The sequence below is a fragment of the Oceanipulchritudo coccoides genome (assembly GCF_010500615.1).
Taxonomy (GTDB): domain Bacteria; phylum Verrucomicrobiota; class Verrucomicrobiia; order Opitutales; family Oceanipulchritudinaceae; genus Oceanipulchritudo; species Oceanipulchritudo coccoides.
This window is the reverse complement of sequence record NZ_JAAGNX010000002.1, coordinates 1,035,478-1,048,706: the sequence shown is the minus strand read 5'-3', so window position 1 is coordinate 1,048,706 and position 13,229 is coordinate 1,035,478. Positions and strand designations below refer to the sequence as shown.

At 55.0% G+C, this 13,229-nt stretch carries 10 protein-coding genes; 8 read left to right on the top strand and 2 right to left on the bottom strand.

Going from position 1 to position 13,229, the window contains the following annotated elements; genetic code table 11:
• Positions 1–2: 2 nt before the first annotated feature.
• From G0Q06_RS10190 to G0Q06_RS10165, 6 genes are all read left to right on the top strand, one after another.
• Complete coding sequence (locus G0Q06_RS10190) at positions 3–395, top strand: acyl-CoA carboxylase biotin carboxyl carrier protein subunit (RefSeq protein WP_163965361.1); 393 nt, start codon at positions 3–5, stop codon at positions 393–395.
• A 17-nt stretch (positions 396–412) separates the two neighbouring features.
• Positions 413–1,591 carry a sodium ion-translocating decarboxylase subunit beta gene (locus G0Q06_RS10185; protein WP_163965358.1) on the top strand — a complete coding sequence of 393 codons (1,179 nt, stop codon included), beginning with the start codon at positions 413–415 and terminating at the stop codon, positions 1,589–1,591.
• Between the two features lie 430 nt (positions 1,592–2,021).
• Positions 2,022–4,799, top strand: coding sequence for an isoleucine--tRNA ligase (gene ileS, locus G0Q06_RS10180; protein ID WP_163965355.1), 2,778 nt, complete (start codon positions 2,022–2,024; stop codon positions 4,797–4,799).
• A gap of 12 nt (positions 4,800–4,811) precedes the next feature.
• Positions 4,812–5,825 carry a TraR/DksA family transcriptional regulator gene (locus G0Q06_RS10175; protein ID WP_163965353.1) on the top strand — a complete coding sequence of 338 codons (1,014 nt, stop codon included), beginning with the start codon at positions 4,812–4,814 and terminating at the stop codon, positions 5,823–5,825.
• Positions 5,806–6,351 carry a signal peptidase II gene (gene lspA, locus G0Q06_RS10170; protein WP_163965350.1) on the top strand — a complete coding sequence of 182 codons (546 nt, stop codon included), beginning with the start codon at positions 5,806–5,808 and terminating at the stop codon, positions 6,349–6,351. Before G0Q06_RS10175 ends, lspA begins: the two co-directional genes overlap by 20 nt.
• Positions 6,352–6,381: 30 nt before the next feature.
• Positions 6,382–7,623 (top strand): tetratricopeptide repeat protein, encoded by a 1,242-nt coding sequence (locus tag G0Q06_RS10165; RefSeq protein WP_163965347.1) that lies wholly within the window; start codon positions 6,382–6,384, stop codon positions 7,621–7,623.
• 6 nt (positions 7,624–7,629) lie between these two features.
• Here G0Q06_RS10165 and fabV read toward each other — a convergent pair whose 3' ends face one another.
• On the bottom strand, positions 7,630–8,826 hold the full coding sequence (fabV, locus tag G0Q06_RS10160; RefSeq protein WP_163965345.1) for an enoyl-ACP reductase FabV: 1,197 nt from the start codon (positions 8,824–8,826) through the stop codon (positions 7,630–7,632).
• Positions 8,827–8,968: 142 nt separating this feature from the next.
• On the opposite strand from fabV, the gene G0Q06_RS10155 reads away from it, so the two are divergent.
• The gene (locus G0Q06_RS10155; protein WP_163965343.1) at positions 8,969–10,264 is read left to right on the top strand and encodes a dicarboxylate/amino acid:cation symporter; all 1,296 of its coding nucleotides are present in this window, start codon (positions 8,969–8,971) and stop codon (positions 10,262–10,264) included.
• Between the two features lie 86 nt (positions 10,265–10,350).
• On the top strand, positions 10,351–12,357 hold the full coding sequence (gene uvrB / locus G0Q06_RS10150; RefSeq protein ID WP_163965339.1) for an excinuclease ABC subunit UvrB: 2,007 nt from the start codon (positions 10,351–10,353) through the stop codon (positions 12,355–12,357).
• 86 nt (positions 12,358–12,443) lie between these two features.
• On the opposite strand, the gene G0Q06_RS10145 is transcribed toward uvrB, so the two are convergent.
• Positions 12,444–13,229 (bottom strand): LysM peptidoglycan-binding domain-containing protein (locus G0Q06_RS10145; RefSeq protein WP_238710481.1); only part of this gene is annotated, 786 nt, incomplete at its 5' end.

Here is a 13,229-nt window from a genome sequence, read left to right as displayed (position 1 = left end):
GTATGAAGAAACAATTCCGCATAACGCTTAACGGCAAAGTTTTTGACGTCGTCGCCGAGGTAATGGGCGATGATTCCGCCCCGCCAAGGGAATCCGGCGGGGGCCGCCGGCCTGCGCGATCAGCCGGTGCCGCGGCAGTTGCCGCCCCCGTGGCAAAGGCAGCAGCTCCCGCAGCCGCTGCTGGAGGAGGTGTTCCCAGCCCGCTCGCCGGCAAGGTCGTTTCGATTGATGTCTCCGTCGGCGACGAAGTTGCCGCAGGCCAGCAGATTGCCACCCTTGAGGCCATGAAGATGAACACGGTTGTCTCGGCCCCGGTCGCCGGATCCGTGAAGTCCATTGAAGTCGCCGCAGGTGAACCGGTCGAGGAAGGCCAGTCGCTCCTCACAATCGAATAACCCCAAACTACTTTATCATGGATTCCATCAACGACGTCCTCCAATCCACAGGCTTTGCCCAGCTGCATTGGCAGATGGTCGTGATGTGGGTCATCATAGGCGTGCTCATCTACCTTGCCGTAGTGAAGCAATTCGAGCCACTCCTCCTGGTTCCGATCAGCCTGGGTGCACTTCTCGCCAACCTGCCCATTCATGATGTCATCCTACAGGCTCCGGAGATTCAGTACACCCTGTCGGAGAGCGGTGAAATCAGCCGTACGCTGATCTCCCCCGGCGGGCTTTTCTATTATATCCAGCAAGGGGTCTCGCTCGAGATATTCCCTCCGCTCATCTTCATGGGCGTTGGTGCCCTGACGGACTTCGGGCCGTTGATCGCCAATCCGCGGACCCTGCTTCTGGGAGCCGCCGCACAATTCGGCATATTTGCGACCTTTTTCGCAGCTGTCGGTAGCGGGGCCTTCACTTTGGAACAAGCGGCCGCGATCGGAATTATTGGGGGCGCGGATGGGCCCACCTCGATCTTTGTCGCCAACAAGCTTGCCCCGGAATTACTGGGGGCAATTGCCGTGGCAGCCTATTCCTACATGGCCCTGGTGCCCGTCATCCAGCCACCCGTCATGCGCTTCCTGACCAATGAAAAGGAGCGCAAGATCCGTATGCAATCCCTGCGGAAGGTCTCCAAGACCGAAAAGATGATTTTCGCGATTGTCGTCATGGCATTTTGCCTGCTTGTGGTTCCAGCGGCCGCTCCGCTCATTTCCATGCTCTTCATCGGGAATTTCATCCGTGAAAACGGCGTCACTGAGCGGCTCGTACGAGCGGCCCAGAATGAGATCATTAATGTGGTGACCATTTTCCTCGGACTGACGGTTGGCCTGAAAATGGGCTGGGACAAGTTTCTCGACCCGAAGACGCTGGGTATTCTCGCCCTTGGCATTGTGGCCTTCGTCATTGCCACCGGCAGCGGTGTGATCATGGCCAAGTTGATGAATCTCTTCAGCAAGAACAAGATCAACCCCCTGATTGGTTCAGCCGGCGTCAGTGCGGTCCCGATGGCGGCTCGAGTCAGCCAGGTTGAGGGCCAAAAGGCCGATCCGGACAATTTCCTTCTGATGCACGCCATGGGGCCGAACGTCGCAGGTGTGCTCGGCAGTGCGCTGGCAGCCGGGTATTTCATCGCCATTCTGGGCGGTTGAGGAATTCCTCTGGAAGGCTGAAGTTGCGGTTGCTAATAATTCGCCTTTACTGCTAAGGTGATCGACATGTTCCGGCGTTTTTTCATCTGGCGCGCCGAAAAGCGCATGGGTCGGTCCCACTATAAGTTTGACCGACGCCAATATCGGGGCGTCTTCAAACCCGGATTTTTCGCGCATTTATCGCAAACAAACTTCTGGCAAACAGACAACGATCCCTTTCTCCGATCTAAGAGACGGAAGAAGCGGTGGATCCTGTTTTTCAGCTTTGTGGTGATCATTGCCCTCGCATGGGTAGTCGTGGAAAGCAGCCGCGCACTGAGTCTCTTTTAGAAGTCTCAAGACGGGTTGCCTGTTAGCTTGACTCCACTGGCGCATTGCCCATCTTCGCCGCTTTCAAAAGCCTCTGAAATCAGGAGGCATCCGTAGCAAAATGGCCACCGAACTGAAAGACACTCTCAATCTCCCAAAGACCCAATTCCCGATGCGGGGAAATCTCGCCGCACGTGAACCGGAGTTATTTTCCTCATGGGACGGGGATGACCTGTACGGAAAAATTCTTGAGCACCGGGCCAGTGGACCAACCTTCATTCTCCACGATGGCCCACCCTACGCCAACGGCGATATCCACATGGGCCACGCCCTGAACAAGATCCTCAAGGATTTTGTCATCCGCTACAAAAGCATGCGGGGATTCAAGGCCCCCTACGTTCCCGGTTGGGATTGCCATGGGCTTCCCATCGAGCAGCAGATCCTGAAGCAAATCGGCGACAAGATCCATGATATGGATCCCCAGGAACTGCGCCAGCTCTGCCATAAGTACGCCTTGGGCTGGATTGACAAGCAGCGCACCCAATTCAAGCGCCTCGGTATCCTTGGAGACTGGGACACGCCGTATGCGACAGTGACCCACATGTACGAGGGCGGCATCTTGAAAGTGCTTCTCGCATTGGTGGAGAAAAACCTGATCCGGAAGGGACACAAAGCGGTTCATTGGGACCCTATCTTCCGGACTGCCCTCGCAGAGGCCGAGATTGAATACCATACGCATAAATCCCCATCGATTTATGTAGCGATGCCGTTGCTCAATCCGGAAACGATTGCCCCGGTTGCCAACCTGAAGGAGGTTTCTCTTGTCATCTGGACAACCACCCCATGGACCATGCCGGCAAATTTGGGCGTTTGTCTGCATCCGGAATTTGACTATGTGGCTGTCAAGGTTTCCTCGGGAGCGCATTACGTGGTCGCAAAGGAGCTTTTGGAATCCTTCAAGGCCGATACGGGCTTGGAGGAGGCGGAGGTCGTTGCGACCTTCAAGGCGACTGACTTCGATCGCGCCAAAGCCGCCCATCCGATATTTGAGGAGGCCGAGAGCCTCGTCATGCTTGGCGAGCATGTCACCCTTGAGCAGGGAACCGGCTGTGTGCACACGGCTCCGGGACACGGTGCTGATGACTTTATTATCGGTAAGGCGTACGGCCTCCCGGTCTTCTGTCCGGTTGACGACAAGGGATGCTACACCGAGGAATTCCCCGAAATGGAAGGGATCTTTGTTTTTGACGCTAATCCGAAGGTCGTCGAATTGCTTGACCAGAGGGGCCTCCTCCTCGGCCACAAGACGGTCGAGCATGAATACCCCTACAGCTGGAGAAGCAAGCACCCCATCATTTTCCGGGCAACGGAGCAGTGGTTCATGGAGCTGGCCGATGGCGGCGTGCGCGAAAAGGCCCTCGAGCTGATTAATAATGACGTGGAATGGATTCCCGGTTGGGGCCGGGAACGAATCCGTGGCATGGTTGAACGCCGCCCGGAATGGTGTATCAGCCGTCAGCGCCACTGGGGTGTCCCGATCCCCTCCATCCGCGACCTGAAGACAGGTGAATCTGTCCTCAATGCGGATGTTATCCGGAATTTCATCGAGCTTGTCTCGAAAAAGGGCACCGATGCCTGGTATACCGAACCGCTCGGTCACTTTCTTCCACCCGAGATGAAGGAGGAAGACTACGAGAAGGAATTTGATATTCTCGACGTCTGGTTCGATTCGGGCGCATCACATGTCGCTGTCCTTGAAGAAGACGAGCGGCTGCATGCACCGGCTGATCTATACCTCGAAGGTAGCGACCAGCACCGTGGATGGTTTCAACATGCCCTGTTGACCTCTGTCGGCGCCCGCGACTGCGCCCCCTTCAAGAGTGTCCTGACACACGGCTTTGTCCTCGATGGAGAAGGCAAGGCGATGTCCAAGTCCCAGGGAAATGTCATCTCCCCGCTCGAATTGATCAAAACTTTCGGCTCGGACATTCTGCGACTCTGGGTAGCGAGCATTGATTATCGCAACGATGTGGCGATCTCGCCCGAAATCATCAAGATTACTGCGGATACCTATCGCACCATCCGCAATACAATCCGGTTCCAACTGGGCAACTTGTGCGACTTCAAGGCCGACGAACATCTTCTTGCCCCGGAGGATTTGACGCCGCTCGACCAATGGGCCCTGAACGAACTCGCAGTTCTTGCTGATTCCGTTACGGAGGCCTACGAAAAGTACGAGTTCCATCGCGTCTACCAGCTGCTCAATCGCTTCTACACGGTGACCTTGTCCGCGCGATACCACGATTTCCTGAAAGACCGGCTCTACACCTTCCGCACAGACTGCCACGAGCGAAGGTCAGCCCAGACAGTCATCTACCACCACATCCAGACCCTCAACCGCCTCTGGGCGCCTATCCTGGTCTTCACCTGCGATGAAGCCCTCAACGCGGGCCTGAAGAAGGACAATGGGCTTGATTCCATCCATATGGAGGACTGGCCCAGCGTTCCCGGTACATGGAGAATGGAGAAAACGGCCAGCGAAGTGGAGCAACTTCTGGAAATCAGGGATGCGGTAAACGAAAAGCTGGAAGCCTTGAGGTCCGCCAAGAAGATTGGAAAATCCGTGGAAGCGGCCCTCACCCTTTCCGTGAAACCGGATTCTGAACTGGCTCGCGTGCTGGAAAATTACAGCGAGCAACTTGCGGAACTTTACATTGTTTCCACAGTCAAAGTCATCCCGGATGAAAATTCCGACCCAGTTTCCATTGACGTCAGCGTGGCTGATGGTGAACGTTGCCCGCGCTGTTGGAGAACGGTCACTGAGCAGCAAACAACCTCCTTCGGAGCTGTCTGCCCGCGCTGTGCCGATGCCCTCACCCCATTTGTTGAACAAGCATAACCTTTAATCGATATGCCCAGTAAGAAATCTGCGACTAAGAAGTCTGCGGTCAAAAAATCCGCTAAAAAGAAGACAACCGTCAAAAAGAAGACGGCCAGTAAAAGTGCCCCGAAAAAGACGGCAGCCAAGAAGGTGGCCCCCAAGAAAGTAGCGAAAAAGGCGGCCAAGAAGGCAGCCCCCAAAAAGGCGGCAACCAAAAAGACCGCGAAAAAGGCGGCTCCTAAGAAGGCGGCCAAAGAAAAAGTCCCGGCCAAGAAGAAGCGACCCTCGGTGAAGGATTTCATCAAGCATCCTTCTCACACACCGGCTATTTTCAAACCGCCATCGAAGCGCTTGAGCCGCATCATTTTCACAATGGAGGACGTGCGGGAAGTTCTCAAGAAGCGGGCGGAAGAGGAAAAGCTGGAAAAGGAAGAGAAGAAGAAACTCAAGACGGCGACCAAGAAGGTGGCAAAGAAGGCCGAGACGGTCGACTTGAAAAAGGTGACTCCCCCGAAGAAGAGCCACCACCACGCAGCTTCACTGGATGATATCCTCGGCTTGAATACAAGTACGCAGGGACCGGTTGCCAAGACCGGCACCGTACCGCGCAAATTCCAGAAATATTTTAAACTGCTCGTTGAGTTACGTGACGAAGTCCGTGAGGAACTGAACCTTCATTCCAGCGATACATTGAAACGTTCACAGAAGGAGGACTCCGGTGACATTTCCACTTCAGTCGACGCCGGAACGGATAATTTCGATCGCGACTTTGCCCTCAGCCTGCTTTCGGCCGAACAGGAGGCACTGAATGAAATCGAAGATGCCATCCAGAGGATTTACAAGGGCACCTACGGGAAATGTGAAGTAACCGGTGAGCCCATCAAGCCTGAGCGGCTTGAGGCTGTTCCCTTCACTCGCTTTTCGGTCGAAGGCCAAAAGGAATTTGAGCAAAATACCCGCAAAAAGGTGAGTCAAGCCGGGGCATTCCTGAACGAACCTTCCGGCGAAAAGATCACCTTTGGCGATGACGACGGGGACAACTGATCAGGGCGCCCCCAGCGCCTCCCCGAAGTCTGCTTCCGGTTACTGCCGGTTTTGGATCATCCTGAGCCTGATCCTATTCATGGACCAGTTGTCCAAGTGGATCATCGTTGACTATTCCGGGCTGACAATGGGCCTCTACCCACCATTTGGCGGGGTGGAAATTATCCCGGGTTTTTTCAACATCGTGTACTCAATCAACTACGGGGCGGCTTGGGGCATGCTTGAAGGGTTTGCCTGGTTGCTCATCCTGCTCGCCATCCTGGTCCTCGTCCTGATCGCTTTGTTCCGCGACCATCTGGAACTGGCCATGCGAGCCCAACAGTGGTGCTTCGGCCTTATATCGGGAGGCATCATCGGGAACACGATCGATCGCCTTTTCAGGGGCCATGTCGTCGACTTCCTCGACTTCCATCTGCCCTTTTATCGATGGCCCACCTTTAATGTCGCCGACTCGGCAATCGTCATTGGAACCTTCTGGTATATCTATCTTCAATTCCGTTCCCCAACGGCTAATAAAATTGATTAAATTTTAATGGTCGCATAAATGTTTCCTCGAATGGGATCTCGAATATCTCCGCAGAAAATCATTTACTTCAGTCTGGCCTTTGTGGCCGGAACGGTTGGGTTTGCACAGGAGGAAATAGAGACTGCATCCGGGGCGGATTCAATTCGCGAGAATTTGCTTTTGGTTGAGGACCTCCGCAAGGAAGGGGCATATGAAAAGGGTTTGGCCGTTGCCCAGGATGCCCTGAGAAATGCCGAGAACCTCGGAGAAGACGAACTGATCACAGAAGCGCTCTTTCAACTGAGCCTGATTCATTACTTTAAGGAGTCCTTTGAGGAGGCCAGGGTCTATATGGAAATCGGGCTGACCCACTCCCGCCTGCATGATTTGACGAAAATGGAGGGCGACTTTCTCAATGCACAAGGCGTCCTCGAGTGGAAGCAGGGAAATCTCTTTGAGGCGACCGCCAAACTCAAGGAAGCACTCGCCATCAAGAAGGAAGCCGGCCAATTGGTCAGTATGGCCAGCATTTCCAATAACATCGGGATCATCTTGTATTCCCTCAAGCAATACGAGGATGCCGTCGAGAGCTACAAGCAGGGGCTTGAATACCTCGGGGACCATGACAACCGCAGGATGTTAGCCTCCCTTCACAGTAACATGGGTGAATCCCTGATCCCCCTTGGAAAGTTCGATGAGGCGGAATACCACCTGCAGAAGTCGCTGGAGATCGAATTGGAAGAGAATGACCCCCTGGACTTGGCCTACACTTATTTCAATCTGGGAGAGCTTCGATCAGGACAGGGCCGGTCCAAGGAGGCAGTGGAGCTCTACAAAACCGCCCTTGAAGTCCAGTTGAAGCTGCAAAACACTTGGGCCGCCGCGCTGACACGGCTCAAATTGTCGCAGGAATATTTGGCTCAGGAAGACATTCCGCAAGCCATTGATGCCCTCATCGAGGGCTATGAAGAAGTGAAGGAGCTGAATGCCCTGCCATTGCTAAGGGATTACGCGGAACAATTTTCAATCCTCTATGACAAATCGGGCCTGTCCGGAAAATCCCAGTATTACGCGGATCTGCACCAGTGGTTTAAGCAGCGTCTGGAATCAGTCGACATCGGGACACGCATGTCCAACTTGCCTGACCCGGCCGCTATGGTAAGCACATTGCCCCTTCCCCCGTCACCTGACTTTTCCAAGATCAGAATTGCCACGCTGGGCCTGCTGGCGGTTTTAATCCTCTTCCTGTTGGTTGAGAATTTCCGCCTCCGCAAGGAGATGAAGGAAAAGTAGAGAACCTCAGTCTTTCAGGCTCGGGATATCCAGATCCGGATCAACATCCGCCTCGTAATCAACCCCGGAAAGACCGAACCCGAACAACTTCAGGAAATTTTCCTGATAGCCGGAAAAGTCCGTCTTCTCGTCAATTGTCTCGGTATTGACCACTGGCCAGAGGGCTTTGACCTGCTCCTGGATCTCGGGTTTCATTTCCCAGTCATCCATCCGGACACGTCCTTCTTCATCAAAGACAAGCGCACTGCCATCATACATCCGCGTCCGGAACAAGCGGTCAATCTGCTGAATGCAATCCTCATGAAGCCCGGCCTTCTTCATCACTTTGAAGAGAATTGAGATGTACAGGGGGACAACGGGGATGGCACTGCTGGCCTGGGTAACAACTGCCTTGTTGACAGAAATAAAAGCCGCCCCCCGCTTGATTTTAAGCAGGGCATCAATGCGCTCGGCCGTCTCCCGCAAATGCTTCTTGGCCTGTCCGATCGTGCCATTGTGATAAACCGGCCAGGTAACTTCCGGACCGACATAGTCATAGGCGACAGAATGGCATCCCTCAGCCAGGCAACCTGCTGCCTCGAGCTGCTCCATCCAGCGTTCCCAGTCCTCACCGCCCATGACCTTGACCGTTGAGTGAATCTCTTCCTCGTTAGCGGGCTCAATGGTGATCGGGGAAATCGTCTTCCGGTCCGTATCGAGGTTGTTGGCAGTAAATGGCTGACCAATTGGCTTCAGGGTGCTCCTGTAAGTTTGCCCATCGGCTGGATCCGTCCGCCTTGGTGAAGCAAGGCTGTAGACAACAAGATCGACCGATCCCATTTCCTTTTTAATCAGCTCGATGGCCTGCGTCTTCAGTTCATCCGAGAAGGCGTCCCCATTGATCGATCCGGCATACAAGCCCTCCTTGGCCGCTGCTATCTCGACTGCGGCAGAGTTATACCATCCGGCAGAGGCGGGTTTTCCATTTCCAGGCGGGCGCTCAAAGAAGATCCCAAGCGTGTTGGCGCCAGATCCGAAGGCCGCAGCCACCCGGGAAGCCAAGCCGTAACCTGTGGAGGCGCCGATTATGAGGACATTTTTCGGTCCATCCTTGATCGGGCCATTGGACCGCACGTGTTTAATCTGTTCCTCAACATGTTTCGCGCAGCCATCTGGATGAGCCGTGATGCATACAAATCCCCGGATTTTTGGTTTTATGATCATAGGTATAATTTTTGCCTGACGGTAAATCCCCACCAAGGTGGCGCAATGCCAAAATTCGAACCGGGGCAGTGCTCGACTGGCTGGGAACTGGGAGGGCCCTTTTCTCCTTTAAGTCCTTCCGAGGATTCCCCATCCTGCCCCTATGAGCTCATCGACAAATTCAAAGCACAGCCTGACCATACAAATCCTCGCTGGAATGGGAATTGGCGTCGTTGTCGGGCTTTTGTGCAGCCTGATCGTGAACAGGACGGGAGGGTTTGTCGGTGATTTTACAAGCGACTACCTTGTGGAGGGGCTCTTCAACCTGCTTGGGCAGGCCTTTCTGGCGCTCCTGCGCGTGCTGGTTGTGCCACTCGTCTTCGTCTCCCTGGTCTGTGGAACCGCTGCCCTTGATGATGTGCGCAAGCTGGGAAGGATCGGGGTCCGAACGGTCGGCCTTTACCTGATGACAACCGCCATTGCCATCACCCTTGCGCTGATTGCCGCCATTATCGTGGGTCCCGGGAAGGGCTTCGGGCTGGCCACGGATGTCTCCTTTGAAGCGGCAACCCCGCCCTCGCTGGTCGATGTCCTGATTGGGATCTTTCCAAAGAACGTGATCGCCGCGATGTCGCAGGGCAATATGCTCCAGATTATTGTCTTTGCGGTCCTTTTTGGACTGGCCCTGACCCTTTCGGGTAAGCCCGGAAAGCGCTTGCTGGCCATTTTCGAGGACATGAACGAAGTCATCATGACACTGGTCTGGATTGTCATGAAACTGGCTCCCTACGGCGTTTTCGCCCTGATTGCCCGGACCTTCGCGACACAGGGATTCGATGCCTTTGGCCCGCTGATCAAGTATTTCGTCCTCGTTCTGGGTGTGCTCTTCCTGCACGCGCTGGTCACCTATCCGCTTTTGTTGAAGGGGTTCTCGGGACTTAATCCCGGACCGTTCCTCAAAAAACTCCGGGAGGTGCAGATTTTCGCCTTCTCCACCGCCAGTTCCAACGCAACCATCCCGATCACCCTGAAGACAGTTGAGGAAAAGCTGGGCGTGAAGAACAGCGTGGCCTCCTTCACCGTCCCCTTGGGCGCGACCATCAACATGGACGGTACCGCGATCATGCAGGGAGTCGCGACCGTTTTTATCGCCCAGGCATACTCGATGGGCCTTGGGGTGACCGACTACCTGATGGTGATCATGACAGCGACCCTTGCCTCCATCGGCACGGCTGGTGTTCCCGGGGTCGGGCTCATCATGCTCAGTATGGTGCTGACCCAGGTCGGCCTTCCCGTGGAAGGAATTGGCTTGATCATCGGAATTGACCGCCTTCTCGACATGGTCCGGACCGCTGTCAACGTGACTGGCGACAGTACCGTTTCCTGTATAGTCGCCAAGGGCGAAGGTGAGCTGGATGAGCGGGTGTACAATGACAAGGAAAGCGTCCAGGAGACATAAGCCGATTCCATTGTTGAATCGCTCATTCCGGTTTAGTCCTCCATGTCATTTGCATCCCTGAGTCCTTTGGCATAGCCTTCTTCAATATGTCCTTCTCCCTGAAGTCTGATTTCAAACCAACCGGTGACCAGCCCCGGGCCATTGCCCAGTTGGTGGATTCAATCCGTTCAGGCAACAAGTGCCAGACCCTGCTTGGGGTAACCGGATCAGGGAAGACCTTCACGATGGCCAACGTGATTCAGGAACTGCAGCGCCCCACCCTGATCCTTTCCCACAACAAGACACTTGCCGCGCAGCTCTACAGCGAATTCAAGAGCTTCTTTCCGGACAATGCCGTCGAGTACTTTGTCAGCTACTACGACTATTATCAGCCGGAGGCCTACATTCCGGCCACCGATACCTTCATCGAAAAGGATTCCTCCATTAATGAGGAAATCGAGCGCTTGCGGATCGCCGCGACCAGTTCGCTAATCTCACGGTCTGACGTGATTGTCGTGGCCTCTGTCTCCTGTATCTACGGGCTTGGATCACCGGAGGATTTCAAGGCCATGATGATTCCCATCGAGACGGGTAAGGAAATTGGACGGGATACCTTTCTTCACCGCCTCGTGGACAACCTCTACGAGCGCAATGACATCCAGTTCAAGCAAGGCTGTTTTCGCGTCCGTGGGGAAACCGTGGATGTCTTTCCGGCCTACATGGAAACGGCCATCCGGATTGAGTTTTGGGGAGATGAAGTTGAACGGATTCGGGCTCTTGATCCATTGACGGGTGAGACCGGGGACGCTTTTGACCAATTCCACCTCTATCCGGCCAATCAGTTCATCACACCACGGGATAAGGTGGATCGCGCAGTTAAGAATATCCGTACCGAGCTGGAGTCGCGCGTTGGGGAGTTTGAGCAGACGCAGCGCCTGATTGAAGCGCAGCGGATCCGCATGCGCACCGAGTACGATATCGAGATGCTCCAGGAAATGGGCTTCTGCCAAGGCATAGAAAATTACTCAAGGCACTTGTCCGGACGGAAGTCCGGGGAACGCCCCTTTTGCCTGATCGATTTCTTTCCGGAGGACTTTCTGACGATTATCGACGAGAGCCATGTCACGGTGCCCCAGATCGGTGGCATGTACAAAGGCGACCGCTCCCGCAAGGAGCGGCTGGTTGAATATGGATTCCGCCTGCCCAGCGCATTGGATAACCGGCCGTTACAGATTGATGAGTTTCGCCAGATCACAGGACAAACCCTCCTTGTTTCCGCCACGCCCTCACCTGATAATATTGCCCAATCCGCCGTTGTTGCCGAGCAGATCATCCGCCCGACAGGTCTGCTCGATCCCATTCCGGATCTGCGCCCGTCAACCGGGCAGGTGGAAGACCTGATCAGCGAGACCCTCAAGGCTGTCGAAGCAGGCGAGCGGGTCCTTGTCACAACCCTCACCAAGCGCATGTCTGAAGACTTGAGCACCTTCCTTCGCGAACGGAAGATTCGCGTGGAATACCTGCACAGCGATATCGATGCAATTGAGCGTGTGGAGATCCTCCGAAATCTCCGTGCCGGGGAATTTGACGTCCTCGTTGGCGTCAATCTCCTACGCGAGGGACTCGACCTTCCCGAGGTTGCCCTGGTTGCCATCCTCGACGCTGACAAGGAGGGCTTCCTGCGCAGCGCGACCAGTCTCATCCAGACAGCCGGCCGGGCAGCCCGTCATGAAAAGGGACGGGTCCTCCTCTATGCGGATGTCATGACGGATTCGTTGAAGAAAGCAATTGCCGTAACCGAGGAACGCCGTGCCAAACAGCTCGCCCACAACCAGGAGCATGGGATCACCCCGAAAAGTGTCAGGCGGGCAATCCAGAAAAGCCTTCACTACGGCAAGAAGGAAGCGGCTGATCCGGTCTCCGTGGCGGAAGCGCATGGCGATGAGAATGTCGCTGCGGTCATTGCGGAGCTTGAAGAGGAAATGCTGGCCGCCGCCAACGATCTCAAGTTTGAGCAGGCGGCTATCCTCCGTGACCAGATTGAAGCACTGCGCAACCCCGGAAGCTTTGAGCCAAAGCGCAAGGGTAAGCGCTACAAGCAACGCCGACGGTAGTAACAGGACCGATGTGTTACAGGCCTCTAGTGTTACAGGCCTCTGGCCTGTATTCTCCAACAACAGGCCGGAGGCCTGTGACACACTCAGCCGAAGCGCTGGTGCATGGCGCGAACCGGGAAATTGCGGCCCGGACAGACCGTGTGGTTCCGGTCAATCTCCTTGTGCACGGCAAAGGTGTAGTTATTTTTCAGCACATTACCACCAAGGTGATCGACAAGTGCACGGAAGGAGGCGAGCTGTTTCCTTGAAGGATGTGTCTCTTCAAAATTTCCAACCATGCAAATCCCGATTCCACGCAGGTTCACTTCGTGCTTGCGGACGTGACCGCCCTGTAATTGCTCCTTCCAACGCGGACCCACCTCGATTTCGCCATCGCCGGAATTAATCCCGTTACCGATGACAAAGTGATAAGCCAGCCCGTTTTGCATCCCGCGGCGGCGGTGGTTGCGGTCGTAGATCTCCGCGTTGCCGTACTTGGTCGCGCTGTGGTGACCCACAATGTACTTCCAGCGGGACCGGTCGACCCGGACGCCTGCGAGAAGGGCCGCAATATCCATATGATTGCCCGAAGGCTCCGGAATCTTCAGGGCCTGCCCGATCTTGATCATATCCGACTTCAATGCGTTGACCCGCTTCAAATCACGAACCGTCACCCCGTAGCGCACAGCAAGAGCGCTGAGAGTATCACCCTTCCGGACAATGTGTACGTTGGCACTGGCCGCCCAGAGGGAGCCTAATCCAGCGGGCAAAATCAAAGCCCCCAAGCCAACAATAAATTTACGACGGTCCATACAGAAACGGTATTGTGGAAGACGGTAGCAGATTGCCTTAAGCGGGGTCACGAAGAAAATGCGGTCCCCTTGAGTCGG